The 25,358-nt window shown below is 75.8% G+C and carries 30 protein-coding genes and 1 riboswitch; of the genes, 17 read left to right on the forward strand and 13 right to left on the reverse strand.

All coding sequences use genetic code 11. The features are described 5' to 3' along the window. Positions 1-8: 8 nt before the first annotated feature. Positions 9-1,127 (forward strand): SRPBCC family protein, encoded by a 1,119-nt coding sequence (locus JD79_RS07440; RefSeq protein ID WP_110005000.1) that lies wholly within the window; start codon positions 9-11, stop codon positions 1,125-1,127. Positions 1,128-1,139: 12 nt separating this feature from the next. Here JD79_RS07440 and JD79_RS07445 read toward each other — a convergent pair whose 3' ends face one another. The 3 genes from JD79_RS07445 to JD79_RS07455 are packed head-to-tail and all read right to left on the reverse strand — an operon-like array spanning position 1,140 to position 3,117. Then, the gene (locus JD79_RS07445; protein WP_110005001.1) at positions 1,140-1,772 is read right to left on the reverse strand and encodes an alpha/beta hydrolase family protein; all 633 of its coding nucleotides are present in this window, start codon (positions 1,770-1,772) and stop codon (positions 1,140-1,142) included. Continuing rightward, positions 1,769-2,425: an HAD family hydrolase gene (locus JD79_RS07450; protein ID WP_110005002.1), complete on the reverse strand. Its 657-nt coding sequence runs from the start codon at positions 2,423-2,425 to the stop codon at positions 1,769-1,771. The genes JD79_RS07445 and JD79_RS07450 overlap by 4 nt, the downstream gene beginning before the upstream one ends. Further along, a complete protein-coding gene (locus tag JD79_RS07455) occupies positions 2,422-3,117 on the reverse strand; it encodes a DedA family protein (protein WP_110007524.1) in 696 nt (231 codons plus the stop codon). Before JD79_RS07455 ends, JD79_RS07450 begins: the two co-directional genes overlap by 4 nt. A gap of 81 nt (positions 3,118-3,198) precedes the next feature. Here JD79_RS07455 and JD79_RS07460 point away from each other — a divergent pair, with 81 nt between their 5' ends. Continuing rightward, positions 3,199-4,494 carry an amidohydrolase family protein gene (locus JD79_RS07460; RefSeq protein ID WP_110005003.1) on the forward strand — a complete coding sequence of 432 codons (1,296 nt, stop codon included), beginning with the start codon at positions 3,199-3,201 and terminating at the stop codon, positions 4,492-4,494. Positions 4,495-4,586: 92 nt separating this feature from the next. Here JD79_RS07460 and JD79_RS07465 read toward each other — a convergent pair whose 3' ends face one another. Beyond that, the gene (locus JD79_RS07465; RefSeq protein WP_110005004.1) at positions 4,587-5,048 is read right to left on the reverse strand and encodes a hypothetical protein; all 462 of its coding nucleotides are present in this window, start codon (positions 5,046-5,048) and stop codon (positions 4,587-4,589) included. Positions 5,049-5,224: 176 nt separating this feature from the next. On the opposite strand from JD79_RS07465, the gene JD79_RS07470 reads away from it, so the two are divergent. The 4 genes from JD79_RS07470 to JD79_RS07485 all read left to right on the forward strand — a co-directional run bounded on the left by JD79_RS07470 (position 5,225) and on the right by JD79_RS07485 (position 7,395). Beyond that, positions 5,225-6,064 carry an endonuclease/exonuclease/phosphatase family protein gene (locus JD79_RS07470; RefSeq protein ID WP_110005005.1) on the forward strand — a complete coding sequence of 280 codons (840 nt, stop codon included), beginning with the start codon at positions 5,225-5,227 and terminating at the stop codon, positions 6,062-6,064. A 61-nt stretch (positions 6,065-6,125) separates the two neighbouring features. Further along, positions 6,126-6,488 (forward strand): ArsR/SmtB family transcription factor, encoded by a 363-nt coding sequence (locus JD79_RS07475; RefSeq protein WP_110005006.1) that lies wholly within the window; start codon positions 6,126-6,128, stop codon positions 6,486-6,488. Continuing rightward, positions 6,485-6,967: an SRPBCC family protein gene (locus JD79_RS07480; RefSeq protein WP_110005007.1), complete on the forward strand. Its 483-nt coding sequence runs from the start codon at positions 6,485-6,487 to the stop codon at positions 6,965-6,967. Before JD79_RS07475 ends, JD79_RS07480 begins: the two co-directional genes overlap by 4 nt. Before the next feature lie 41 nt (positions 6,968-7,008). Continuing rightward, complete coding sequence (locus JD79_RS07485; protein ID WP_110005008.1) at positions 7,009-7,395, forward strand: VOC family protein; 387 nt, start codon at positions 7,009-7,011, stop codon at positions 7,393-7,395. Here JD79_RS07485 and JD79_RS07490 read toward each other — a convergent pair. Next, positions 7,392-8,195, reverse strand: coding sequence for an MBL fold metallo-hydrolase (locus JD79_RS07490; protein ID WP_110005009.1), 804 nt, complete (start codon positions 8,193-8,195; stop codon positions 7,392-7,394). The two genes, JD79_RS07485 and JD79_RS07490, sit on opposite strands and share 4 nt — an antisense overlap. A gap of 16 nt (positions 8,196-8,211) precedes the next feature. Continuing rightward, positions 8,212-8,715, reverse strand: coding sequence for a MarR family winged helix-turn-helix transcriptional regulator (locus JD79_RS07495; RefSeq protein WP_245899897.1), 504 nt, complete (start codon positions 8,713-8,715; stop codon positions 8,212-8,214). A 108-nt stretch (positions 8,716-8,823) separates the two neighbouring features. Between JD79_RS07495 and JD79_RS07500 the strand changes: the two genes are divergently transcribed. From JD79_RS07500 to JD79_RS23600, 9 genes are all read left to right on the forward strand, one after another. Beyond that, positions 8,824-9,789, forward strand: coding sequence for an alpha/beta hydrolase (locus JD79_RS07500; RefSeq protein ID WP_110005011.1), 966 nt, complete (start codon positions 8,824-8,826; stop codon positions 9,787-9,789). Beyond that, positions 9,789-10,142 carry a nuclear transport factor 2 family protein gene (locus tag JD79_RS07505; RefSeq protein WP_110005012.1) on the forward strand — a complete coding sequence of 118 codons (354 nt, stop codon included), beginning with the start codon at positions 9,789-9,791 and terminating at the stop codon, positions 10,140-10,142. Before JD79_RS07500 ends, JD79_RS07505 begins: the two co-directional genes overlap by 1 nt. A gap of 158 nt (positions 10,143-10,300) precedes the next feature. Further along, entirely contained in the window at positions 10,301-10,639 is a 339-nt protein-coding gene (locus tag JD79_RS07510; RefSeq protein WP_110005013.1) for a UBP-type zinc finger domain-containing protein, read from the forward strand. A 22-nt stretch (positions 10,640-10,661) separates the two neighbouring features. Further along, positions 10,662-12,173, forward strand: a complete 1,512-nt coding sequence (locus tag JD79_RS07515; protein ID WP_110005014.1) for a TldD/PmbA family protein — start codon at positions 10,662-10,664, stop codon at positions 12,171-12,173. Then, positions 12,170-13,558 carry a metallopeptidase TldD-related protein gene (locus JD79_RS07520; RefSeq protein ID WP_110005015.1) on the forward strand — a complete coding sequence of 463 codons (1,389 nt, stop codon included), beginning with the start codon at positions 12,170-12,172 and terminating at the stop codon, positions 13,556-13,558. The genes JD79_RS07515 and JD79_RS07520 overlap by 4 nt, the downstream gene beginning before the upstream one ends. Positions 13,559-13,782: 224 nt before the next feature. Continuing rightward, the gene (locus tag JD79_RS07525; RefSeq protein ID WP_110005016.1) at positions 13,783-14,085 is read left to right on the forward strand and encodes a hypothetical protein; all 303 of its coding nucleotides are present in this window, start codon (positions 13,783-13,785) and stop codon (positions 14,083-14,085) included. A gap of 79 nt (positions 14,086-14,164) precedes the next feature. Further along, the gene (locus tag JD79_RS07530) at positions 14,165-14,614 is read left to right on the forward strand and encodes a hypothetical protein (RefSeq protein ID WP_245899899.1); all 450 of its coding nucleotides are present in this window, start codon (positions 14,165-14,167) and stop codon (positions 14,612-14,614) included. A 187-nt stretch (positions 14,615-14,801) separates the two neighbouring features. After that, positions 14,802-15,581 carry a hypothetical protein gene (locus JD79_RS07535; protein WP_245899901.1) on the forward strand — a complete coding sequence of 260 codons (780 nt, stop codon included), beginning with the start codon at positions 14,802-14,804 and terminating at the stop codon, positions 15,579-15,581. After that, complete coding sequence (locus tag JD79_RS23600) at positions 15,536-15,829, forward strand: C40 family peptidase (RefSeq protein WP_245899903.1); 294 nt, start codon at positions 15,536-15,538, stop codon at positions 15,827-15,829. The genes JD79_RS07535 and JD79_RS23600 overlap by 46 nt, the downstream gene beginning before the upstream one ends. Here the strand turns inward: JD79_RS23600 and JD79_RS07540 are convergent. Further along, positions 15,826-16,404, reverse strand: coding sequence for a YdeI/OmpD-associated family protein (locus tag JD79_RS07540; protein ID WP_110005018.1), 579 nt, complete (start codon positions 16,402-16,404; stop codon positions 15,826-15,828). The genes JD79_RS23600 and JD79_RS07540 overlap by 4 nt on opposite strands. A gap of 83 nt (positions 16,405-16,487) precedes the next feature. Here JD79_RS07540 and JD79_RS07545 point away from each other — a divergent pair, with 83 nt between their 5' ends. Together JD79_RS07545 and JD79_RS07550 are read left to right on the forward strand one after the other, a co-directional pair. Then, complete coding sequence (locus JD79_RS07545; RefSeq protein WP_146220405.1) at positions 16,488-16,802, forward strand: hypothetical protein; 315 nt, start codon at positions 16,488-16,490, stop codon at positions 16,800-16,802. A gap of 58 nt (positions 16,803-16,860) precedes the next feature. After that, on the forward strand, positions 16,861-17,439 hold the full coding sequence (locus JD79_RS07550; protein WP_211307899.1) for a gamma carbonic anhydrase family protein: 579 nt from the start codon (positions 16,861-16,863) through the stop codon (positions 17,437-17,439). 59 nt (positions 17,440-17,498) lie between these two features. Here JD79_RS07550 and JD79_RS07555 read toward each other — a convergent pair whose 3' ends face one another. From JD79_RS07555 to JD79_RS07580, 6 genes are all read right to left on the reverse strand, one after another. Then, positions 17,499-18,569, reverse strand: coding sequence for a threonine aldolase family protein (locus JD79_RS07555; protein WP_110005020.1), 1,071 nt, complete (start codon positions 18,567-18,569; stop codon positions 17,499-17,501). Between the two features lie 83 nt (positions 18,570-18,652). Continuing rightward, a complete protein-coding gene (metX, locus tag JD79_RS07560) occupies positions 18,653-19,732 on the reverse strand; it encodes a homoserine O-acetyltransferase MetX (protein WP_245899905.1) in 1,080 nt (359 codons plus the stop codon). Between the two features lies 1 nt (position 19,733). After that, complete coding sequence (locus JD79_RS07565; protein ID WP_110005021.1) at positions 19,734-21,026, reverse strand: bifunctional o-acetylhomoserine/o-acetylserine sulfhydrylase; 1,293 nt, start codon at positions 21,024-21,026, stop codon at positions 19,734-19,736. A gap of 44 nt (positions 21,027-21,070) precedes the next feature. Next, positions 21,071-21,186: riboswitch (SAM riboswitch) on the reverse strand. A 77-nt stretch (positions 21,187-21,263) separates the two neighbouring features. Next, a complete protein-coding gene (locus tag JD79_RS07570) occupies positions 21,264-21,656 on the reverse strand; it encodes an MmcQ/YjbR family DNA-binding protein (RefSeq protein ID WP_211307900.1) in 393 nt (130 codons plus the stop codon). Positions 21,657-21,679: 23 nt separating this feature from the next. Further along, positions 21,680-23,653: an acetyl/propionyl/methylcrotonyl-CoA carboxylase subunit alpha gene (locus JD79_RS07575; protein ID WP_211307901.1), complete on the reverse strand. Its 1,974-nt coding sequence runs from the start codon at positions 23,651-23,653 to the stop codon at positions 21,680-21,682. A 73-nt stretch (positions 23,654-23,726) separates the two neighbouring features. After that, positions 23,727-25,307 (reverse strand): carboxyl transferase domain-containing protein, encoded by a 1,581-nt coding sequence (locus tag JD79_RS07580; protein WP_110005022.1) that lies wholly within the window; start codon positions 25,305-25,307, stop codon positions 23,727-23,729. Positions 25,308-25,358 lie beyond the last annotated feature (51 nt).

Raw genomic sequence — 25,358 nt, forward strand, 5'->3', positions numbered from 1 at the left:
GTCGCACCGTGCAGCTGGAGAACTCCTTCACCGTCCCCGTGCCCGTCGACGAGGCCTGGCGGGTGCTGCTCGACATCGAGCGGATCGCGCCCTGCATGCCCGGCGCCGCGCTGGACTCGGTCACCGGTGACGACTTCACCGGCCGGGTCAAGGTGAAGCTCGGGCCGATCAACCTGACGTACCAGGGGAAGGCGTCCTTCATCGAGAAGGACGAGGCGGCCCACCGCGCCGTCATCGACGCCCGCGGCAAGGACCAGCGCGGCAACGGGACGGCCACGGCCACGATCACCGCGAAGCTGCAGGGCGAGGGGGCGACCACCCGGGTCGACGTGCTCACCGACCTCAACATCACCGGCCGCCCGGCCCAGTTCGGCCGCGGCGTCATGACCGACGTCGGCAACAAGCTGCTCGGCCAGTTCGCCGACAAGCTCGCCGCCCAGCTGGGCGAGGGCGACGCGCAGGGCGACGCCGAGCGCGCCGACAGCGCGGCGGCGAAGGCCACGGCCACCGTGACCGGGGCGGCCGAGGAGATCGCGCAGTCGGTGGAGCAGGTGCCCGGAGACAACGTCGTCGCGGAGAAGGTGCGCCAGGCCGGCACCGCGGCGCGGAAGGCCGCGGCGTCGGCCACCGACTCCGCGTCGGGCCGGCCCGCGAAGAAGCAGGCCGCGAAGAAGGCCGCCGCCGCGGCCGCCCCGGCTCCCACCGAGACCGCCCCGATCACCGCGCCGGTCGCCGCGGGCGCCACCGACACGGTGTCGATCCCCGCGGTGTCGATCCCCCCGGTGTCCGACACCGCGCCGGCCGCCTCCGACACGGCTCCGGCCGCCTCCGACACGGCGCCGGCCGCCTCGGACACCACCCCGGTCGCCGCCGTGGGCCGGGCGCCGAGCACGCCGCCGTCGGGCAACACCGCGCCGCCCGGCCGGCCGGCCACCGGTGCCCCGCCGCGCAGCACCCCGACCGGCACGGCCGAGACGGTGCGCCAGCAGCCGGTGGCCGAGCCCGAGCCGATCGACCTGCTCGAGGTGGCCGGCGGCGCGGCGCTCGCCCGCTACGCCGCGCCCGCCGCCGGGGTCGGCGCGTTCCTGCTGCTCCTGGTGCTCGTCGTGCGGCGGCGCCGCCGCTGAGGCCGGTGTCGATCACCGGCTGAGGAGGTCCTCCAGCCAGGTCAGCGCGGCGGCGGCCACCGCCCCGGGTGCCCTCCCCAGCGAGTGGTCGCCCGGCACCGGGAGCACCGACGCCGCCGGCCGGCCCTCCAGGGCGGCGAGGACCTCCGCGGGCCGGCCGAACGCGTCGGTCTCCCCCTGGACGACGGCCACCGGCACCCCCGCGCCGGTGAGCTCGCCGGCCCGGCTCTTCTCCGGCCGGCCGGGCGGGTGCAGCGGGAACGCCAGCGCCAGCACGCCGACGGCTCCCTGCGCGGCCGCCGTCCGGCAGGCCACGCGGGCGCCGGCGCTGCGGCCACCGAGGACGAGGGGGCCGCTCACCGCGCCGCCGGCGCGCAGCGCGTCGAGGACGGCGGTCCAGGCGAGGTCGAGGCGCGGCGGGGCCGGCGCGATCCGCCCGCCGGCCACCCGCCACGGCTGCTCGACCCGCAGCACCCGCCAGCCGGCCGCGGCCGCGGCGCCGGTGACGGCGACCAGGTCCGCCGAGCCGACGCCGCCGCCCGCGCCGTGACCGAGCACCAGCGTGCCGCGGGCGCCGTCGGCCGGTTCCTCGGCGTGCACCGCGGCCGGGCCGAGCGGGGTGCCGACGAGCGCCGGCGGGCTCACCGCGCCAGGAGGGCGTCGACCGCGCTCGCCAGGTCGGGCGCGACGACGGCCGGCGCGGGCAGGCCGGGCGGGTAGACCCGCTCGGTGCGCGGGAACCACACGCCGGTCAGCCCGGCCCGCTCGGCGCCCAGGACGTCCCACCCGTGCGCGGCCACGAGCGCCATGCGGTCGGGGGCGACGCCGCACGCGCCGGCGGCCCAGAGGTAGGCCTCGCGCGAGGGCTTCCAGGCGCGCACCGACTCGCTGGTCAGCGTCCGCTCCACCAGCGGCGTGATCCCGCCGCGCTCCAGGCCCGCCTCGGCCACGCCGGGGGAGCCGTGCGAGAGCGTCACCACCCGCACGCCGGCGTCGTGCAGGCGGCGCAGCGCGGGCTCGACGTCGGGGTGGGGGGACAGTTCGAGGAAGGCGTCGGCCACCCGCGCGCGGTCGCCGTCGGACAGGTCGGTGAGCTGGGCCAGGGCGGAGTCGAACGCCGCGCGGAAGGACAGCCAGACGCCGGCCACGGTGGCGGCGGCGCCGGTGTGGAGGGTCCGGCCGAAGACCGTGGGCAGCAGGGCGGCCGGCTGCCCGTGCTCGACGAGCGCCGCGCCGACGGGGGACAGGTCGAGCAGCGTCTCGTTGACGTCGAACGCGACGACCCCGGGTCGGCTCACGCGGTCGGGCGGTCGCCGGTCCCGCGGACGTCCGCCGACCGGCCCGCGGTGGTCTGCCGGCGGCGGTGGTGGCGGATGTCCTTGACCCGCTTGTAGACCAGGTAGCCGACCGCCAGGACCACGACGGCGACGACGGCGTAGTCGAGGTAGTGCAGGTTCGCCTCGATGAAGTCGCGGGCCAGCCAGCCGAGGGTGACCAGGACGGCGTTCCAGATCAGGCTGCCGGCCGCGGAGTAGAGGAGGAACTGGCCGAACGGCATCCTCACGACGCCGGCCGGCACCGAGATGAAGCTGCGCACGATCGGCACCATGCGGCCGAAGAACACCGCTGAGCGACCGTGCCGCTCGAACCAGGCGAAGGTCTTGTCGACGTCGGCGGTCTCCACCAGCGGCAGCCGGTCGAGGAAGGCGTGCGAGCGGCGCGGACCGAGCGCGCGGCCGATGTAGTAGAAGAAGATCGCGCCGAGGATCGAGCCGATGGTCGCGCAGCCGACGACGGCCACGAACGCCCACGGGCTGTCGATGAGCACGCCGGCCGCGCCGAGGACCGCCTCGCTGGGGATCGGCGGGATGACCGTCTCCAGCAGGATGCTGAAGCCCACGCCGATCGGGCCGAGGGAGTCCACGAGGGAGAGCAGCCAGGCGGTGAGCCCGCCCTGGTCGGTGGAGGCTGCGGCGGCCAGGAAGGACATGGCTCCCACGGTACGGGCGCCCCCTGGGCGCCGCCTGCACGTCGCCCGGACGCACGGGGCGGATGGGGCTAGCGTGCCGCCATGCGCCAGCGCCTCACCGCCCGGGCCGTCGTCGTGGGCGACCGGGCGGGCACCGTCGTCCCGGACGCGGTCGTCGACGTGGCGGACGGGCGGATCGCGTGGGCCGGGCGGGCCGCCGACGCCCCGCCGGCCGGGGACGCCGAGGTCGTGGCGCTGCCCGGCCTGCTCGCGCCGGGGCTGGTCAACACCCACTCGCACGCGCCGATGGTGCTGTTCCGCGGTCAGGGCGAGGGGCTGCCGCTGGACCGCTGGCTGCGCGAGGTGATGTGGCCGCGGGAGGCGCGGCTGACCGACGACGACGTCGAGGTCGCGATGACCGCCGCCTCGGCGGAGATGCTGCGCGGCGGGGTCACCACCAGCGTCGAGATGTACTTCGCGCCGGAGCGGATCGCCGCGGCGGTGGGCGCCACCGGTGCCCGGGTGGTGGTCGCCGCGCCGATGGTGCCGCTGCCCGGGATGCCGCCGCTGGAGGAGCAGATGGCCGCCGCGGTCGACCTCGCCGCGGGCACCGCCGACGACGGCACCGTCGAGTACGGGCTCGGCCCCCACGCGGCCTACACCGTTCCGCTGCCCCTGCTGCGCCGCGCCGCCGAGCTGTCCCGCGAGCACGGCATGCTGCTGCACCTGCACGTCGCCGAGACCGCCACGGAGGGCGCCGACCTGCTGGCCGCGCACGGGCTGTCGGTGCCCTCGCTGCTGGCCGCGCACGACGTCCTGGGCGGGCGGGTGCTGGCCGCGCACTGCGTGCACCTGGACGACGGCGACCTGGAGCTGTGGGCCGAGTACGACGTCGCCGTCGCGCACTGCCCGGCCAGCAACGCCAAGCTCGCCAGCGGGATCGCGCCGGTGCGGGCGATGCTCGACCGCGGCATCCGGGTGGGGCTGGGCACCGACGGGCCGGCCTCCAACGACGGGCTGGACCTGCTCTCCGACGTGCGCCTGGCGGCGGGGCTGGCCCGGCTGCGCGAGTCCTCGGCCACCGCGTTGACCGCCGCGGAGGCGTTCTGGCTGGCCACGGGCGCGGCCGCGGAGGCGATCGGCCGCCCGGACCTGGGGCAGGTCGAGGCCGGACGGCGGGCCGACCTGGTGCACGTCGACACCCGCGACCTGGGCTTCGAGCCGGTCGGGGACGACGCCGACCTGCTCACCCACCTCGTCTGGTCCGGCGCCTCGCGGCTGGTCCGCGACGTGTGGGTGGGCGGGCGGCAGGTGGTCGCCGACGGCGCGGTCACCACCGTCGACGCCGCCGCGCTGCGCACCGAGGTCGCCGGGCGGGCGGCCCGGCTGGCCGGTTGACGCGGCACGATCAGGTGACCTGATCGTGCCGCGTCCTGGCTCAGCGTCGGCGGTGAGCCAGGACGCGCGGCGGTGAGCCAGGACGGCGCTGCTCAGGTCTGCGGGTCGGGGCCCGTCCAGGTGTAGAGGTGGCCGTCGACGACGACGGTCACCCAGCCCTCGCACACCAGCGCCTGCTCGCCGGCGAGGTCGGGCCACGGGCCGCCGCCGTCCCACGGCATGCCGGGCCGGGCGACCGGCGCGCAGTCCGCGGGCGGCGCGGTGCCGGGGGGGAGGTCCATGTCCGCCCGCACGCTGCCGTCGTCCTCGCCGTACGCCTCGCCGGGCCGGACGACGGTGACGTCGGCGCCGACCGCGCGGGTCCAGTACGGCACCGCCCCCGCGGGTGCCTGCGCAGCCGTGGCGGCGTCGCGGGTGTCGGTGTGACCCTGCAGCTCGGCCACCATCGCGCCGAACCCGTGCACGCCCGCGGGCATCGTCACCAGCAGGCCGGCGCCCGCGGCGGCGGCGACCGCGAGCACCGCCGCGAGCGTCCTCAGCACCAGCCTGACCACCGTGTCCTCCCCTCGTCGGGCCACCACCCGGTGGCGGGACGAGCCTCGGGCCGGCGGCTCTCCCCCGGCGTCGGCTGCCGGGACGATCTCCGCGGGGACCGTGCGTCGTACCGGGGGAGGACCCCGCGTGCGACCGGGGCTGGAGGACCGCGGCGCGCGGCGGTTGACTGCCGGGCGTGGGAGCGTCCCTGCGGGTCCTGACCATGAACGTCCTCGGCCCGGCCAACCCGGACTGGGAGCGCCGCAGCGCGCTGGTCGGGGAGACGCTGCGCCGGCTGGACGCCGACGTCGTGGCGCTGCAGGAGGTGCCGGTCGCGGACGGCACCGTGGAGGCGCTCCTCGGCCCCGGGTACACCGTCACCGCCTTCTCCCGCGCCGCCGACGACGGCGTGGGCGGGGTGCTCGCGACGAGGGCGCCGCACCGGGTGGTGGAGGAGATCGACCAGCGCTGCACGCCCCGGGCGCGGGACTTCGCGTGGTGCGCGACGCTCGTCGTCGAGGTGGACGCCGCCGTCGGCCGCACGCTGGTGGCCCATCACAAGCCGAGCTGGCAGTTCGGTTACGAGGTCGAGCGCGAGCAGCAGGCCCTCGCCGCCGCGCGGGCGCTCGAGCGGCTGGCCGGCCGCGCCGACCACGCCGTGGTGCTGGGCGACCTCGACGCTCCCCCCGACGCCGCGAGCACGCAGTTCTGGCGCGGCCGCCGGTCGCTCGGCGGCACGAGCGTCTGCTACCAGGACGCGTGGGAGACCCTGCACCCCGCCGACCCCGGGTTCACGTTCGACGCCCGCAACCCGCTGGTGCGGGCCGGCGAGGTGGCCACCGCGGTCAGCCGCCGGATCGACTGGGTCCTCGTGCGCAGCGGCGTGCACGGGCCCACGCTGCAGGTCCGCTCGTGCACCCGGGTGCTCGACGAGCCGGTCGGCGGCGTGTGGGCCAGCGACCACTGCGGCGTCGTCGCCGACCTCGACCTCCCCGCCTCGCCGCCCGGCTCCTGGGATCAGCAACCGATCGGTTGACAAGGTCCCGTGAGCGCCCTACCGTCTTCCTCAACCGAATGGTTGACGAAGGAGGTCGACGGTGGCGGCTGATCCGCTCTCCCGGGTGTTCGCGGCGCTGGCCGACCCGACCCGGCGCGACATGGTCGCCCGGCTCGCGGTCGGTGACGCGACGGTCGGTGAGCTCGCCGCCCCGTACGACGTGACCGTGCAGGCGGTGTCCAAGCACCTGCGGGTGCTCGAGGACGCCGGCCTGGTCAGTCGCAGCCGGGAGGCCCAGCGCCGCCCGGTCCACCTCGAGGCGGAGGTGTTCGACCTGATGACGAAGTGGATCGAGCGCTACCGGCGCCAGGCCGAGGAGCGCTACCGCCGCCTCGACGACGTCCTCCGGTCCATGCCGGACGACGAGACCCCACCCACCGCACCGGAGAGGAGCCCGTCATGACCACCAGCACCCGCGAGACCCGCATCGAGGCCGACCCCGAGGTCCCGCTCATCCGCATCACCCGCGAGTTCGACGCCCCGCCGGCCAAGGTCTTCCGCGCCCACACCGACCCCGACCTGGTCGTGCAGTGGCTCGGCCCGCGCGGGCTGGAGATGCGGATCGACCACTACGACTGCCGGCCCGGCGGCTCCTACCGCTACGTCCACAGCGACGAGAACGGCGAGTACGCCTTCCGCGGCTGCTTCCACGACGTCCGCCCCGACGAGCTGATCGTGCAGACCTTCACCTTCGAGGGCGTGCCCGACGGTGTCGCGCTGGAGAAGCTCGTCCTCGAGGACCTCGGCGACGGCCGCACCCGGCTCACCGCCACCTCGCTGTGCGACTCCTTCGCCGACCGCGACGCGATGCTGGCCAGCGGCATGGAGGTCGGCGTGGTCGAGGGTTACGAGCGCCTCGACGAGGTGCTCGCCCGTGACTGAGCGGGTCGCGTCTCCAGGGGGGGCACGCCGAGGCGGCGCGCATGAAGCTCGAGCTCGTGCCGATCCCGGTCGCCGACGTCGACCGGGCGAAGGCCTTCTACGCCGACCGGCTCGGCTTCTCCGTCGACGTGGACGCACGACCGGCCGACGGCGTGCGGGTGGTCCAGGTGACGCCGCCGGGCTCGTCCTGCTCGATCGGCTTCGGCACCGGGCTGGCGGCCTACGAAGGCACCCCCGGAACGATCCGGGCGCTGCATCTCGTCGTCGCCGACATCGACCGCGCCCGCGCGGAACTGGTGGGTCGGGGAGTCGACGTCGAGCCCGTGGTGGACGTGGGGGGAGGGGTGCGGTACGCGGCGCTCGCCGACCCGGACGGCAACACGCTGACGCTGCAGGAGATGGCCTGGCGTACCGGTGACGCCTTCTAGGCGCGCAGCGAGATCGTCTCGCCGCGCGAGACGGTCCGCAGCTCCCCCGGCACCCGCCGCTCGGCGACCTCGCGCACGAAGTCGCCGAGCGGCGAGGCGAACCGGTCGTAGTCGTCGTAGTGCACGGGCACGGTGACCGGCGGCTTCAGGAGCTCGACCAGGTCGGCGCCCTGCCGGCCGTCCATCGTCACGGTGATCCCGAGCGCCTTCGTCCCGCCCAGGTGCGCCACGACGACGTCGAGCGGACCGCAGCGCTGCAGCACCTCGCCCAGCCACGGGCGGTAGAGCGTGTCGCCGCTGACGTAGCCCCGCCAGGTCACCTCGCCGCCGCGGAAGAGCTCCAGCACGCTGCCCATCACCGGCGGCAGCACCCTGGCCAGGGGGCCGGGGCCGTGCACGCCGGGCACCGAGGTGATCCGCAGGGTCTCGCCGTCGCCGCCGATCTCGTGCACCTGCCAGGGGCGCAGGTCCGCCGTCGCCCGGAAGCCGCGGGAGGACAGCGTGCGGGCCGCGGCCTGGGTGGTGACGATCGGCGTCTCGCGGTCGATGGTCGCGTAGGCGATGCGGTCCCAGTGGTCGCCGTGCAGGTGCGAGAGCAGGACGGCGTCGAGGTCGGGCAGGTCCTCGGGCAGGATCGCCGGGTCGGTCAGCCGCCTCGTCCACAGCCCCTTGCCGAGGTAGACGCGCTGCCCACGGGCGATGAAGTTCGGGTCGGTGAGCAGCGTGAAGCCGCCCAGGCGCAGCAGCGTCGTCGCGTTGCCGCCGAACGTGAGGGTGACGTCGTCCCCGGGACCGGCCATGCCGCGGCGCTACCCCTCAGTCGCCGGTCTGCAACCCCGGCAGGCGGTGCTGGTGCCGGGGAGGGCGCGGGAGCGTCCCGTGGGCGAGCACCTGCTCGTGCACGGCCTCGAGTGCCGCCCGGAGCCCGGGGAGGGCGCCGGGGTCGAGCCCGTCGAAGAACAGGCGGCCGACGAGCGCGGCGTGGCCCGGCGTCGCCGCGCGCAGGGCGGTCAGCCCGGCGTCGGTCAGGACGGCGTCGGTGGCCCTCCGGTCGGACGGTGACGGCGCCCGCTCGACCAGGCCGCGCCCGCTCATGCGCGTGAGGTGGTGGGACAGCCGGCTGCGTTCCCAGGCGATGCGGGTCGCGAGGTCGGTGAGCCGCAGGCGGTGGCCGGGGGAGTCGGCGAGGGCGTTGAGCACGTCGTAGTCGGCGAGGGAGAGGCCGCTGTCGGTCTGCAGCTGCCGGTTCATCTCGTACTGCAGTCGCAGGACGACCCGCATGTAGGCGAACCAGGTCTCCTGCTGCTCGTCGGTGAGCACCGGCGACCCCTCCCGAACTACGTGACATGTCATGTAACTTACGGCGCGGCGGCCCCGTCAGTGTCGACCCCGGACCGCATCCCGTCGCCACCGAGCCGAGAGGCAGCCATGCCCGAGCCCGTTCCGCCCGTCCTCGAGACCGCCGCGCAGGCCTTCGCCGACGCGAACTCGACCCCGCCGTTCCTCTACCAGCTGGCCCCGGAGAAGGGCCGCGAGATCGCCGTCCAGGTGCAGACCGACCCGCCCCCGGTGCTCGCCCCGGCCGACGTCGAGGACCTGACCGTCCCCGGCGGCCCGACCGGCGAGGTCCGGGTGCGCATCGTGCGGCCGCGGGGTGTCACCGGGCCGCTCCCCGTCGTGCTCTACGTGCACGGCCTCGGCTGGGTGTTCGGCGGCCCGGTCACCCACGACCGCCTGGTGCGGGAGATCGCCGTCGGCGTGCAGGCCGCCGTCGTCTTCCCGGACTACGACCTCGCGCCCGAGCGGCAGTACCCGACCCAGATCGAGCAGGTCTACGCGGTCGCCGACTGGATCGCGATGAACGGCCCCGAACACGGCCTGGACGCCTCGCGGATCGCCGTCGCCGGCGATTCCGTGGGCGGCAACATGGCCACGGTCACCACGATCCTGGCCAAGCAGCGCGGCGGCGTGTCCTTCGCCGGCCAGCTCCTCTACTACCCGGTCACCGACGCCGCCTTCGACACCGGCTCCTACGAGCAGTTCGCCACCGGCTACTTCCTCGCCCGGGACGGCATGCGCTGGTTCTGGGACCAGTACACGACCGACGAGGCCCAGCGGGCCGAGATCACGGCCTCGCCGCTGCGGGCCTCGACCGAGGAGCTGGCCGGCCTGCCGCAGGCGCTGGTGATCGTGGCCGAGGCCGACGTGCTGCGTGACGAGGGCGAGGCCTACGCGGCCAGGCTCCGGGCGGCCGGCGTGCCGGTCACGGCGGTCCGCTACGGCGGGATCATCCACGACTTCGTGGGCCTCAACCCGCTGCGGCACACCTCCGCCGCCGAGGCCGCCATCGGCCAGGGCATCGCGTTCCTGCGCGGCGTCCTCGGGACCGACTGATGGCCGGCTCCGCGGAGCTGCTCGAGCGCATGCTCCAGGGCGTCTTCAACGAACCGGACCCGCGGCAGCGGGCAGCGGTGATCGCGGAGGTGTTCACCGACGACGTCGTGTTCGTCGACGGCGAGCGGACGGTGCGCGGCAGGGAGGAGCTGGCGGCCACCGTGACCGGGCTGCTGGCGCAGGGGCCGGGCCTCGTCTTCACGCCGGCCGGGCCCGTCCGCGGGGTGGGTGACCTGGGCATGCGCCCCTGGCGTCTCGGGCCGCCCGGCGCGGACCCCGTGCTCGGCGGCCTGGACGTCGTCCAGGTCGTGGACGGTCGCATCGCCCGGCTGTGGACGGTGCTCGACGGCTGATCACCCCGGCGGGGCGCCGGACGGCGTCCCGCCGGTCCGCCGGCCGGTGCGCTCTTCCTCGCGCCGGACCGGAGCGGTTCCATGACCGGGAACGAGCTCGTGCCCGACGGCGGCCGGGACCAGGTCCGGGCCGCAGCCCCCGACCCGAGGAGCGCCCGATGAGCCAGGCCGACCCGTCCGTCCCCCCGAGCGGTCCCGGCTGCGTGGAGTGCGAGGCCACCGGCGGCTGGTGGTTCCACCTGCGGCGCTGCGCCGCCTGCGGCCACGTGGGGTGCTGCGACTCCTCGCCGTCCCAGCACGCCTCCGCGCACGCGGCGGCGACCGGGCACCGGGTGGCACAGAGCTTCGAGCCCGGCGAGGACTGGTCCTGGGACTACGTCGACGGGCGGTTCACCGCCGGCCTGCGCCTCGCCCCGCCCACGTCGCGCCCGGCGAGCCAGCCGGCACCCGGCCCCGCCGGCCGCGTGCCCGCCGACTGGCAGCGCCGCCTGCACTGACGGGCGCTGGTAGACAGGGGCGGTGGTGCAGCCCCGGGACGTCGACGAGTCCTTCCTCGCCCTGCCCCTGTCCGCGCTCACCGAGGCGGCGCTGACCCGGGCGGTCGACCTCGGCTGCGAGCACGCCGACCTGCGGGTCGAGCGCATCCGCACCCAGGCGATCAGCCTGCGCGACGCCCGTCTGGAGGCGCTCACCGACGGTGAGGACCTCGGCCTCGCCGTCCGCGTCGTGCACGAGGGCACCTGGGGGTTCGCCGCCGGCGTCGTCCTCACCGCGGCCGAGGCGGTGCGGCTGGCCGAGCAGGCGGTCGCCGTCGCGCGGGTGTCGGCGTCGGTGGCCAGCGACCGGGTCGAGCTCGCGCCCGAGCCGCCGCACGAGGGCGCCTGGGTGTCGGACTACGACGTCGACCCGTTCGAGGTGCCCGACGCCGAGAAGACCGCGCTGCTCACCGAGCTGTCCGAGCGGCTGCTGGCCGCCGACGGCGTGGAGCACGTGCAGTCGGGCTGCATGCACGTCAAGGAGCAGAAGTACTACGCCGACACCGCCGGCACCCGCACCCGGCAGCAGCGGGTGCGCATCTCCCCGGAGTTCACCGCGCTCACCGTCGACCGGTCGACGGGGGCGTTCGAGAGCATGCGGACGCTCGCGCCGCCGGTGGGCCGCGGCTGGGAGTACCTCACCGACGGGCGGTACGACTGGGACGGCGAGCTCGCACAGATCCCCGAGCTGCTGCGGGAGAAGACGAAGGCGCCGTCGGTCGAGCCCGGCCGCCACGACCTCGTCGTCGACCCGTCCAACCTGTGGCTGACCATCCACGAGTCGGTCGGGCACGCCACGGAGCTGGACCGGGCACTGGGCTACGAGGCCGCCTACGCCGGGACCTCGTTCGCCACCCCCGACGGGCTGGGCAGCCTGCGCTACGGCTCGGAGCTCATGCACGTCACCGGCGACCGCACCGCCGAGCACGGCCTGTCGAGCATCGGCTGGGACGACGAGGGCGTCGAGGCGCAGCGCTGGGACATCGTCCGCGACGGCGTGCTGGTGGGCTACCAGGTCGACCGCAACACCGCGCGCCTCGGCGGGATGGCGCGCTCCAACGGCTGCGCGTTCGCCGACTCGCCGCGGCACGTGCCGGTGCAGCGGATGGCCAACGTGTCGCTGCAGCCGGCGGCCGACGGGCCTGACCTCGAGGGGCTGATCGGGGGTGTCGAGCGCGGCATCTACGTCGTCGGCGACAAGAGCTGGTCGATCGACATGCAGCGCTACAACTTCCAGTTCACCGGTCAGCGCTTCTACCGCATCGAGGGCGGGCGGCTGGCCGGTCAGCTGCGCGACGTCGCCTACCAGGCCACGACGACGGACTTCTGGGGCTCGATGCGCGCCGTCGGCGGGCCCTCGACCCACCGCCTCGGCGGGGCGTTCAACTGCGGCAAGGCCCAGCCGGGACAGGTCGCACCGGTGAGCCACGGCTGCCCGGCGGCGCTCTTCGAGGGCGTCACCATCCTCAACACGGTCCAGGAGGGCGGGCGATGAGCCGGCTGACCGCGCAGCAGCTCGTCGAGCAGGTGCTGGCCGCCTCGACGGCCGACGGCTGCGTCGCCTACGTCGTCGAGAGCACCGAGGCCAACCTGCGGTGGGCGTCGAACAGCCTGACCACCAACGGCGCGATGCGCTCGCGGCAGGTCGTCGTCGTCTCGTTCGTCGACGGCGGGTCCGGGATGGCCACGGGCACGGTCGCGCGGACGGGCACCCCCGACGTCGCCGCGCTGGTCGCGGCCAGCGAGCAGGCCGCCCGCGACGCCGGCCCGGCCGAGGACGCCGTCCCGCTGGTGACCGAGGCGCCGCCGGGCGCGGGGGACTGGGACGCCGACCCGGCCGAGACCTCGATCGAGGTGTTCACCGACTTCGCGCCGGCCCTGGGCGAGGCCTTCGGCGCCGCCCGCGACCGCGGCGACCTGCTGTTCGGCTACGCCGAGCACTCGCTGACGACGACGTACCTCGGCACCTCGACCGGCCTGCGGCTGCGCACCGACCAGCCCGGCGGCCGCGTGGAGCTCAACGGGAAGAGCACCGACTACTCGCGGTCGGTGTGGGCCGGCGTCGGCACCCGCGACTTCCGCGACGTCTCGGTGGCCGACCTCGCCGCCGACGTCGAGCGCAAGCTCGGGTGGTCGCAGCGGCGCGTCGACCTGCCGGCCGGCCGCTACGAGACGCTGCTGCCGCCGTCGGCGGTGAGCGACCTGATGATCTACGCGTACTGGACGATGGAGGCCCGCGACGCCGACGAGGGCCGCAACGTCTACGCCCGCAAGGGCGGCGGCAACCGCATCGGTGACCGGCTGGCCGAGCTGCCGCTGACGCTGCGCAGCGACCCCGCAGCGCCCGGGCTGGAGACGGCGCCGTTCCAGGTGGTGGGCAGTTCGTCGGGCTCGGCCAGCGTGTTCGACAACGGGATGGCCACGCCCGCCGTCGACTGGATCTCCGGCGGCGTGCTCACCAACCTGGTCCGGCCGCGGGCCTGGGCGCTGAAGACGACGGCGCCCGCGGTGGCCGCCGTCGACAACCTGCTGCTCGAGGACCCGACGGCGACCGCCACGCAGGACGAGATGGTGGCCGCGACCGACCGCGGGCTGCTGCTGACCACGCTCTGGTACATCCGCGAGGTCGATCCGCAGACGCTGCTGCTCACCGGCCTGACCCGCGACGGCGTCTTCCTCGTGGAGGGCGGCGAGGTGACCGGCGCGGTGAACAACTTCCGGTGGAACGAGTCGCCGGTGGACCTGCTGGGGCGGATCGGCCAGGTCGGCCGCACCGAGCGGACGCTGCCCCGCGAGTGGAACGACTGGTTCACCCGCGCCGCGATGCCGCCGGTCCGCGTGCCCGACTTCAACATGAGCTCGGTGTCCCCGGCCAGCTGAGGGGCCTCCGGAGCGCTGTCGGCTCCTCGCGGGCGTGCTCCCGGGGTGACCCCGGCGCCCCGGAGGGAGCCGCCCCCGGCGTTCCGCGTGGGGCGCCTGTTGCTCCGGGGTCGAAACGGAGGCCGGTACCGCACGGCATCTGCCCCCGGACACGGTTTTCGGATTACTTTTCCGGCCAACCGCAGCAGGCCCCCCACGGACGGGGGCGTCGAGGGGAGCCGGCCATGACCCGCACGCAGAAGCCCTCCGTCTTCCAGGTCGGCCAGATCTGGGACGACGGCCGGACGGTCGTCGTCTCGGGGTGGGGCGTCGGGCTGTGCGCCTCCGCGTGCTCCTGCCACCGCTCGCCGATGGGCGGTCACCTCGCCATCGACGAGGACCAGGCCGGCGGCACGCTGGGCCTGCGCTGCTTCTCCGAGGACGGCTGCGACTGCTGCGAGCCGTGGACCGCCGACGAGCTGTCCGCCGTGCTGCGCGACCTGGAGATGGTGTCGGGCCTCGACGCCGAGGAGCCCCTCGCCGGCTGACGGCCCCGGGCCGCGTCCCCGCCCCGCCTTTCGCGGGCGGAAGGCGGGGTACGGGCGCTCCATGCTGGGACGAGCGGCGATGCGCGGTGCACTGGCGGGACTCGCCGGCACCGCGGCGATGACACTGGCCGAGAAGGTCGAGCAGCAGGTGACCGGCCGGCCGGACTCCTACGTGCCGGCCCGCACGCTGACCGCGCTGGCCACGCGGCGCCGGCCGCCGGGGTCCGAGCGCCCGTTCGTGCGCAACCACCTCATGCACTGGGGCACCGGTGCCACCGTCGGCGCGCTGCGCGGCATCTGGAGCGCCAGCGGCCTGCGCGGCTGGCGCGCCTCGGCCTGGCACACCTCCGTGCGGCTGGCCACCGACCAGACCCTCGAGAACGCCACCGGCGTCGGCGCCCCGCCGTGGACCTGGTCCCGCCAGGACCAGGTCGTCGACGTCGCGGGCAAGGCGCTCTACTCCTTCGTCACCGGCGCGGTGGCCGACGCGCTGGTCCCCCTCGCCCCCGACCGCCGCGGCCGCTACTGACCCGACCCCGGCACCGACAGGACCGGCCCCGCGTCGGGACGCGTGGGGTCGCCGGGACGAACGGGACGCGTGGGACCCCACGGGTCACGGACGTCCGCGCGCCGCCCTCACCCTTCGGTGACGACCTCCCTACGGTCCGTACGGACGACCAGGGACGTCGCCGTCGGGCGGCAGGGGGAGGGCGATCGTGCTGCGCAACCGGACGTCGGGACGCCGCTGGTCGGGTGCCGTCGTGGCGGCGGCCGGCCTCACCGCCGTCCTGCTGACCCCCGTTCCCGCCGGTGCGGCGCCGGCGGACCCGCCGGCGACCGCCGCGGAGGCCGCGGAGCTGGTCGAGCAGACCGCCCAGCAGCTCACCGCGCTCGACGAGCAGGTGCACCAGGCCGAGCTCGCCGTCGCCGCGCAGCAGCAGGCCGCCGCCGACGCCGACGCGGCCGCCGACGCCGCCGAGGCCCTGCTGGCGCAGTACGCCCCGGTCATCCGCGGCATCGCGCAGAACGGCTACACCGGCAGCACGCAGTCCCGGGTCGCCGCCTTCCTGGGCAGCGAGTCCGCCGACGACCTGGTCGCGCAGATGACCCTGCTCGACCTCCTCGCCGACCACACCGACGGCGTCCTCACCGAGGTCTCCGCCGCGCAGGCGCGCGCCGAGCAGGCCCGCGCCGACGCCGACGCCGCGGCCGCGCAGGCCGACGCCGCCCTCGGCGCCCTCCACGAGCAGCAGGTCCAGGTGCAGGAGCAGGCCGAGCGGTACGAGGCCGACTTCGAGCGGCTGACGGCGGCCGAGCAGGCCCGGGTCACCACTGCGCTGGCCGGTCCCGTCCTCGAGGCCCCTCGGCCGCGGTCGCCGCCGCCGCGGCTCCCGGCCCGGCCGCCGCCATCGCCGTGCAGACGGCGCTCGGACAGCTCGGCGACCCCTACGTGTGGGGCGCCTCGGGGCCGGACGGCTTCGACTGCTCGGGCCTGACCTCCTACGCCTACGCCGCCGCCGGCATCGCGCTGCCGCACTCGAGCAGGGCGCAGTCGCAGCTGGGGACGCCGGTGTCGCGCGCGGACCTGATGCCGGGCGACATCGTCTACTTCTACTCGCCGGTCAGCCACGTCGGCATCTACATCGGCGACGGCAAGATGGTGCACGCGCGCACGTTCGGCCAGCCGGTGGCCGTGACCAGCGTCGACCAGGCCGGGTACCGGGGCGCCGTCCGCGTCGCCTAGTGCGGCGTGCGGCCCTCGGCCAGCATGCCGACCAGCGCGGCGATCCGCCTGGCCCGGGTGGCCGGGTTCGCCGCCGTGTGCACCCGCCAGAGGACGGCGTAGCGGTTGGTGCCGTCGAGCCCCGCGAAGGCCGCCTGCGCCGCGGGATCGGCGGCCAGCGCGGCGGCGAGGTCGTCGGGCACGGTGATGGTGGCGGGGCCCGCGTAGGCGCGGTCCCAGCGGCCGTCGGCCCGCGCCGCCTCCACCTGCGCGAGGCCCGCCGGGCGCATCCGGCCGGCGGCGGTGAGCTCCTCGACGATGCCGACGTTCTTGGCCGACCACACGCTGCGCGGCCGCCGCGGGGTCACCCGGGTGAGCCACCAGGACCCGTCGACGGAGTTGCTGCGGCCGTCGATCCAGCCGAAGCACAGCAGCGACTCGACCATCTCGTCCCGCGTCAGCGACGGCACGCCGGCGCCCTTCTTGGCCAGCTTCACGTAGCAGCCGGGCGCGGTGGCGTGCTCGGCCTCGAGCCACTCCTCGAAGGCGGCCTGGTCGGCGAAGGCGAGGACGGGGAGGTCGGCAGGCAGCGTCACGCCGGGGATCCTGGCCGCGCTCCCGCCCGGGCGTCCAGGCCGGGCGCGTGACCAGACCCCGCCCGGTGCGCCACCCTGGCGGGGTGGACGCCGGAGAGCGGGTGGAGCGGTCGGCCAGCGAGGTCTACGTGGCCGGCCTGGAGCCGCGTCCGGGCGGGCGGCTGCTGCACTGGGTCCGGGTCGCCGGTGCCTTCGCCGCGGAGCTGGCGCAGGGCCTGGTCCCCGGGCCGACGGTGCACGACGTGGTGGTGCGCCGCCGCGACGACGGCGCGGAGGTCCTGCGCGTGCCGAGCGAGGACCCCACCGCGCCCGGGCACCTGCTCCGGTCGGTGCGCGACGAGCTCGGGTCGGTGGGCCCGGAGGAGTTCCGCGCCCGCTGGAGCGTCCGGACCCCCTGAGACACACCCCGCGGCGTCCCGCGCGCCGTGCGGGGGTCACCTGTGCTGGGGTGGGGAGGTGGCTGACAACTACATCGCGGAACTGCCCTTCGGTGCCCCGGCCATCCACGACGACGCCTTCGTCGCGCCGACGGCCGTGGTGGTGGGCGCGGTGACCATGGGGCCCCGCTCGAGCATCTGGTACGGCGCGGTCGCCCGGGCCGACGGCGAGGTCATCGAGATCGGGCCCGAGTCGAACATCCAGGACGGCTGCACCCTGCACTCCGATCCCGGCTTCCCTCTCGTCGTCGGTCGCGGGGTGAGCGTGGGGCACCGCGTCGTGCTGCACGGCGCCCGCGTCGACGACGACGTCCTGGTCGGCATGGGCAGCGTGGTGATGAACGGCGCCCACATCGGGTCGGGCTCGATCGTGGCCGCGGGCGCTGTCGTCACGCAGGGCACGGTCGTGCCGCCGGGATCACTCGTGGCCGGCGTCCCGGCGCGGGTGCTCCGGCAGGCCACCGAGGACGACCTCACCCACATCCGGCTCAACGCGGCGAGCTACACCGAGCGGCTGGACCAGGCGCGGAAGGTCCGGCCGGTGGTGCGCCGCCCGCTGCCCTCGGCCGGCCACGTCCCCGGAGACGCCGCCGACTGAGGAAGACCCGGCCGCCTCCGCCACTCGCAGGGTCGCGGCGGGACCCCGGGGCGAGGCCGTCACACCGCGCCGGCGAGGCGGGCGACGGCGGTGCGGGCCTCCTCCAGGGACAGCGCCAGCGTCGCGTCGCCCACCGGCAGCTCCACGCGGACCACGGTGGGGTCGCCGGTGATCCCGGCCTGCGCCCAGGTCCACAGGCCCTCCTCGGCGAGGGCGCGGGCGGCGGCGCGGAAGGCGTCCGGCGTCGTCGACAGCAGCAGGTGCAGCATCGGCGTCGCCGGCGGATCGGGGACGACGCGCACCCCGGGCAGGTCGCGCAGGGTGTCGGCGATCTCCCGCGCGCGCTCGAGGTAGGCGGGGAACAGGGGCAGCCGGCGGCGCAGGCAGGTCAGCGCCGAGGCCGCGCCGGGCCACAGGCCGAACAGGGTGCCGCCCATGCGCCCGCGCCACTCCCGGACCTCGGCGACGACGTCGGCCGGCCCGGCCACGGCGCACCCGGCCAGCGCCCCGATGCCCTTGTAGAAGCTGACGTAGACGGTGTCGAAGGGCGCCGCGACGTCGGACGGCGGGAGCTCGTACCCGGCCGCGGCCTCCCACAGCCGGGCGCCGTCGAGGTGCGCGACGGTGCCGTGGTCGTGCGCCCACGCGGTCTGCTCCACGACGTCGTCGAAGGGCGGCAGCGGCCCGCCGAGGTCGCGCTGCGGGAGCTCCACCACCAGCGCCGCCGGCGTCTCGGCCACGTCGTCGAGGTCGGCGCGCAGCAGCATCCGGTGCCGGTCGCCCACCGGGCGCTCGACCAGGCCCTGCAGCCGCGCCAGCGCGCTGCCCTCGTGCCGGAACAGGTGGCACTCGGGGTGCCCGACCACGGTCCGCCGGCGGCTGCGGCCGGCGTGCACGCGCAGCACCGCCTGCTGGGCCATGGTGCCGCTGGGCAGGTAGACGGCGGCTGGCTTGTCCAGGACCCGCGCGACCTCCGCCTCCAGCTCGGCGACGACGCCGCCCGCGCCGTAGCGGTCGAGCTCGGTGTCCGGCGGGATGGTGGCCAGCAGGTCGGCGGCCCGCTGGGGGCCGTGGCCGGTCAGCGCGCGGTCGCAGGCCTGCCGCAGGGCGTCGAGGTCGGGGTCGCTCACGGGGGCCAGTCTGTCGAGATCCCGTGATCTCGCACGCCCGGACCCCCGCAACCGTGCGAGATCGGCGATCTCGGCGGGGGAACTCACGTGTCGAGCAGCTCGCGGAGGAGGGCGCCGACGGCGTCGGCCTCGATGAGGAAGCCGTCGTGCCCGTACGGCGAGGACACCACCCGCAGCGGCACGCCGAGCGCGTCGGCCACCCGCTGCTGCAGCGCCAGCGGGTACAGCCGGTCGGAGTCGACGCCGGCCACCACCGCCCGCGCCGTCACCCGCGCCAGCGCCGCCTCGATCCCGCCGCGGCCGCGGCCGACGTCCCAGGTGTTCATCGCCTCGGTGAGCAGCACGTAGCTGCCGGCGTCGAAGCGGCGGGCGAGCTTGTCGGCGTGGTGGTCGAGGTAGGAGGCGACGGCGAACCGGCCGTCGTCCTGCACGGTCGAGCCGAAGCGCTCCTCCAGCTCCAGGGCGCTGCGGTAGGTCAGGTGCGCGATCCGCCGGGCGATGCCGAGCCCGGCCACCGGGTCGGCGCGGATCGCGGCCTGCTGGGTGGTCTGCGTGCCGATCTGGTCGGCCGTGGCCGCCGCGCCCGAGGCCAGGAAGAACAGCCCGGCCACCCGGTCGGGCAGCGCCACCGCCCACTCCAGCGCCCGCATGCCGCCCATCGACCCGCCCACGACGGCGGCCCAGCGGCGCACGCCGAGGGTGTCGGCCAGCGCCGCCTCGACCAGCACCTGGTCGGCCACGGTCACCTCGGGGAAGCGCGTCCCCCACGGCCGGCCGTCCGGCGCGGTCGACGACGGGCCGGTCGTCCCCTGGCAGCCGCCGAGCACGTTGGCGCACACGACGAAGAACCGGTCGGTGTCCAGCGCCGCGCCCGGGCCGACCAGCGACGCCCACCAGCCCGGCGTCGGGTGCCCGGGGCCCGCGGGACCGGTGACGTGGCTGTCGCCGGTCAGCGCGTGCTCGACCAGCACCGCGTTGCCGCCGTCCGGGGCGAGCGTGCCCCAGGTCTCGTAGGCCACCCGGACGCCGGGCAGCACCCCGCCGCGCTCGAGCCGGACCGGTCCGTCCAGGTCGAGGAGGAGCCGGTCCCCGGCGGGGTCACCGTCGCGCCACCCGCCGGTGCGCGGCGGGGCGGAGGACGGCGCGCCCCCCACCCCGCCCACGTCAGGCGCCCTTGGCGGCGCGGAAGCCGGCCTCGAGGTCGGCGAGGATGTCCTCGATCCCCTCGAGCCCGGCGGCCAGGCGCACCAGGCCGGGGGTGACCCCGGTCGTCCGCTGCTCCTCGGGGGTCAGCTGCGAGTGCGTCGTCGACGCCGGGTGGATGACCAGGCTGCGCACGTCGCCGATGTTGGCCACGTGGCTGTGCAGCTCCAGGGCCTCGACGAAGCGCTTGCCGGCCTCGACGCCGCCGCGGATCTCGAAGGCGAGGACGGCCCCGGCACCGCGCGGGGCGTAGCGCTGCTGGGCGGCGTGCCACGGCGAGGACGGCAGGCCGGCGTAGTGCACCGACTCCACCTCGTCGTGCGCCTCGAGGAACTCCGCCACCCGCTGGGCGTTGGCCACGTGCCGCTCCATGCGCAGCGACAGCGTCTCGATGCCCTGCACGATCAGCCACGCGTTGAACGGGCTGATCGCCGGCCCGAGGTCGCGCAGCAGCTGCACGCGGGCCTTGAGCGCGAACGCCGGCGCTCCGAGGTCGGCGTAGACGACGCCGTGGTAGGTCGGGTCCGGCGTGGTGAAGCCGGGGAACCTCCCGCCGGTCCAGTCGAAGTTGCCGCCGTCGACGATCAGGCCGGCGATCGCGGTGCCGTGGCCGCCGAGGTACTTCGTGGCCGAGTGGACGACGACGTCGGCGCCGTGCTCCAGCGGGCGCACGAGGTAGGGCGTGGCGATGGTGTTGTCGACGATCAGCGGGACGCCGTTGCGGTGCGCGACCTCCGACACCGCCGAGATGTCGAGGACGTCGCCCTTGGGGTTGCCGATCGACTCGGCGTAGAAGGCCTTGGTGTTCTCACGGACCAGCGACTGCCAGTTCTCCGGGTCGTCGGGGTCCTCGACGAAGGAGACCTCGACGCCGAGCTTGGGCAGCGAGTGGTGCAGCAGGTTGTAGGTGCCGCCGTACAGGGAGGCCGAGGCGACGACGTGGCTGCCGGCCTCGGCGACGTTGAGGATCGCCAGGGTCTCGGCGGCCTGGCCGCTGGCCACGGCCAGCGCCGCGACGCCGCCCTCGAGCGAGGCCACGCGCTGCTCGAGCGCGTCCTGCGTCGGGTTCATGATCCGCGTGTAGATGTTGCCCAGCTCGGCCAGCGCGAACAGGTCGGCGGCGTGCTGGGTGTCGCGGAACTGGTAGCTGGTGGTGGCGTAGATCGGCAGGGCACGGGCCCCGGTGGTCGGGTCGGGGCTGGTCCCGGCGTGGATCTGCCGGGTCTCGAAGCTCCAGCTCTGCGGGTCGGTCACGGCGCCGTCTCCTCTCGCTCGCGGAGACCCCGCGGCGCACGGAGGGCTCCGTCTTGCCGTGCGGCGGGCGCCACGCGGCCGGCTCTTCCCCTGGGAGCACCTCGGACGGAGAGAGGTTGCCGGGCAGCCAGCCAGGTACTTGACGCTGCCTCTCGTGAGCCTGCGCAGACCCTAGCGGAGCGGTCCCCCGAGGTCGGGCGGGGGGCGGGTACGCCGGAGGGGCTCTCCCGGCCGGGCTCAGCCCTCCCCCGGGCCGCCGGAGGACGGCCGCGCACCGGTCGGGCGCCGGGCCCGGGGCAGGCCCGCCACCACCAGCTCGTAGGAGTTGCGCACCAGCTCGTCGACGAGCTCCCGCGTCACCGCGCCCCCGGCACGGATGCTCGACCAGTGCCGCTTGTCCAGGTAGCGGCCGGGGACGACCTCGGCGTACCGCTGCTGCAGCGCCGTGCCGTGCTCGGGCTCGCACTTCAGCGTCACGACCGCCTCGCCGGGCGCCTCGGTCACGAGCAGGAACACCTTGCCGACGACCTTGAACACCTCGTACTCCGGCCCGAACGGGTGCTCGTGCGTCACCGCCGGGAGCCCGGCGGCGGTCCGCATCGCCAGCTCGAGCAGCTCCGCGCCGTCCACCGGCTCGCCCTCGTCCGCCGTGCTCAGGCGGGGGTGAGCCGGGCGAGCACCTGGTCGAGCGCCACCTGGGCGCCCGCGGTGACCAGCAGCTCGACGACGCCGTCGACCGGGGCGCGCAGCGTGTGCTCCATCTTCATCGCCTCGACGACGACGACCGGGTCGCCCGCGCTCACCGCCTGCCCCGCGGTCGCCGGGACCGCGATCACGGTGCCGGGCATCGGGCTGGTCAGCTCGGGGGCGTGCGCGCCGGCCGCGTCGGGGCGCAGCACCACCCGGCGGGCCCGCCGCAGCGGCCAGTCCGCGCCCTCGGCGTGCACGAACAGCGTCTCGCCGTCGTCGGCCACCGGGCAGCGGGAGCGGACGCCGGCGCGCACGAGCACGACGCCGCCGTCCTCGGCCGCGCAGGTCAGCGGGCCGGCGTCGGCGCCGTCGAGGGTGGCGTGCGCGGCCGCGGGGGTGCCGGTCAGCGTGACCGTCCGCGGCTGCCCGCCGCCCTCCAGCCGGACGACGAACGGTGCGGGCCCGGACCCGGCGCGGAAGCCGGTGGGCGCGCTCCACGGGTCGGCCGGGTCGGCGGCGGACCACGCGGCCAGCCACACGGACGCGGCGGCGGCCAGCAGCGCGCTGTCGGGCACCGGCGGTGGCGCCCAGCCGGCGGCGAAGCGGTCGAGCAGCGCGGTGTCCAGCTGCCCTGCCCGCACCTCGGGCTCGGCGAGCAGGGCGCGGACGAAGCCGACGTTCGTGGTCACGCCGAGCACCGCGGTCCCGGCCAGCGCGCGGTCCAGCGCGGCCAGCGCGGTGGCGCGGTCGGGGCCCGCGGCCACCACCTTGGCCAGCATCGGGTCGTAGTCCGAGCCGACGAGGGTGCCCGCCGCGATGCCGCTGTCCACCCGGGCGCCGGCGGGCTCGGTCAGCGCCAGCACCCGCCCGCCGGTGGGCAGGAAGCCGCGGCCGGGGTCCTCGGCGTAGACGCGCGCCTCGACCGCCCAGCCGGTCAGGGCGACGTCGTCCTGCGCGAAGGCGAGGGGCTCCCCGGCCGCCACCCGGAGCTGCTGCTCGACCAGGTCCAGGCCGGTCACGACCTCGGTGACCGGGTGCTCGACCTGCAGCCGGGTGTTCATCTCCATGAAGAAGAACTCGTCGGGCCGGTCGGCCGACACGATGAACTCCACGGTGCCGGCGCCGGTGTAGCCGACGCTGCGGGCGGTGGCGCAGGCCGCGGCGCCGATCCGCGCGCGGGTGACGGCGTCCAGCAGCGGGGACGGCGCCTCCTCGACCACCTTCTGGTGCCGCCGCTGCAGGCTGCACTCGCGCTCGCCGAGGTGGACGACGGCGCCGTGCGTGTCGGCGAGCACCTGCACCTCGACGTGCCGCGGCCGCTGCACGAACCGCTCGAGGAACAGCGTGTCGTCGCCGAACGCGGCGCGGGCCTCCCGGCGGGCGCCGGCGAGGACCGCGGGCAGGTCGGTGGCGTCCTCCACCACGTGCATGCCCTTGCCGCCGCCGCCGGCCGAGGGCTTGACCAGCACGGGGAAGCCGATGCCGGGAGCGGCGGCGACCAGGTCGTCGTCGGTCAGGCCGGGCTCGGCGATGCCCGGGACGACGGGCACGCCCGAGGCGACGACCGTCTTCTTCGCGGTGATCTTGTCGCCCATGACCCGGATCGCCTCGGCCGGCGGGCCGACGAAGACGACGCCGGCGTCGGCCAGCGCGGCGGCCAGCGCCGGGTTCTCCGAGAGGAAGCCGTAGCCGGGGTGCACGGCCTGCGCGCCGGTGGCCCGGCACGCCTCGACCACGCGCTCCACCGACAGGTAGCTCTCCGCGGCCGCGGCCGGCCCGAGCCGGTAGGCGACGTCGGCGGCGCGGACGTGCGGCGCGCCGGCGTCGGCGTCGCTGTACACGGCGACCGACCGGATGCCGAGGCGGCGCAGGGTGCGGATCACCCGGACGGCGATCTCGCCCCGGTTGGCGACGAGGACGGTGTCGAAGATGCTCATCGCTCGACTCCGCACTCGTTCCGTTCCCCAGTGGCCAGCGGTGCGTGCAGGTGCGTCGTCCTCGGCATCGGGCTCACATCCGGAAGACGCCGTAGGCGACGTCGTCGAGGGGGGCCTGCGCGCACGCGGACAGCGCCAGGCCGAGGACGGTGCGGGTGTCGGCGGGGTCGAGGACGCCGTCGTCCCAGAGTCGCGCCGTCGAGTAGTAGGGGTTGCCCTGGGCCTCGTACTGCTCGCGGACCGGCGCCTTGAACGCCTCCTCCTCCTCCGCGGGCCAGTCGGTGCCACGGGCGGCGAGGCCGTCGCGGCGGACGGTGGCCAGCACCGAGGCGGCCTGCTCGCCGCCCATCACCGAGATCCGCGCGTTGGGCCACATCCAGAGGAACCGGGGGGAGTAGGCCCGGCCGCACATCGAGTAGTTGCCGGCGCCGTAGGAGCCGCCGATGACGACGGTCAGCTTGGGCACGCGGGCGCAGGCGACGGCGGTGACCATCTTGGCGCCGTGCTTGGCGATGCCGCCGGCCTCGTAGTCGCGCCCGACCATGAAGCCGGTGATGTTCTGCAGGAACAGCAGCGGGATCCGCCGCTGGTCGCAGAGCTGGACGAAGTGGGCGCCCTTGAGCGCGGACTCGCCGAACAGCACGCCGTTGTTGGCCACGATGCCCACCGGGTGCCCGTGCAGCCGGGCGAACGTGGTCACCAGCGTCGGACCGTAGAGCGCCTTGAACTCCTGGTGCTCGCCGCCGTCGACGAGCGTGGTGATCACGTCGCGGACGTCGTAGGGCGTGCGCGGGTCGACCGGCACGAGGTCGTAGAGGTCGGTCTGCGGGCGGACGGCGTCGCGCGGCGGGGCGACCTCCCAGGCCGGCGGCGCGGGCGGGGCCAGCGTCGCGACGATGCGGCGCACGATCTGCAGCGCGTGCTCGTCGTCGTCGGCGAGGTGGTCGGTGACGCCGGAGACGCGGCTGTGCAGGTCGCCGCCGCCGAGGTCCTCGGCGGTGACCACCTCGCCGGTCGCGGCCTTCACCAGCGGCGGGCCGCCCAGGAAGATCGTGCCCTGCTCGCGGACGATCACCGACTCGTCGGCCATGGCCGGCACGTACGCGCCGCCGGCGGTGCAGGACCCGAGGACGGCGGCGACCTGCGGGATCCCGCGGGCGCTCATCGTGGCCTGGTTGAAGAAGATCCGCCCGAAGTGCTCGCGGTCGGGGAAGACCTCGTCCTGCATCGGCAGGAACGCCCCGCCGGAGTCGACCAGGTAGACGCACGGCAGCCGGTTCTGCAGCGCCACCTCCTGCGCGCGCAGGTGCTTCTTCACCGTCACCGGGTAGTAGGTGCCGCCCTTGACCGTGGCGTCGTTGACGACGAGCACGCACGGGCGCCCGGCGACGCGGCCGATCCCGGTGATGATCCCGGCGCCGGGGGAGTCGCCGTCGTACATGTCCTCGGCGGCCAGCGGCGAGAGCTCGAGGAAGGGGCTGCCGGGGTCGAGCAGGTGGGCGACGCGGTCGCGGGGGAGGAGCTTGCCCCGCTCGACGTGCCGGGCCCGCGAGGCCTCGGACCCGCCGAGCGCCCGCTGCCGGAGCCGCTCCTGCAGCTCGGCGACCAGGTCCTCGTGCCGGGCGCGCGTCGGCTGCGGCGCGGCCACCACCATGTGTGCCTCCTGTGTGGGGATCCCGCCCCGGACGTTAACCGTGGTTCACAT

This window comes from Geodermatophilus normandii (genome assembly GCF_003182485.1).
GTDB classification, from domain to species: domain Bacteria; phylum Actinomycetota; class Actinomycetes; order Mycobacteriales; family Geodermatophilaceae; genus Geodermatophilus; species Geodermatophilus normandii.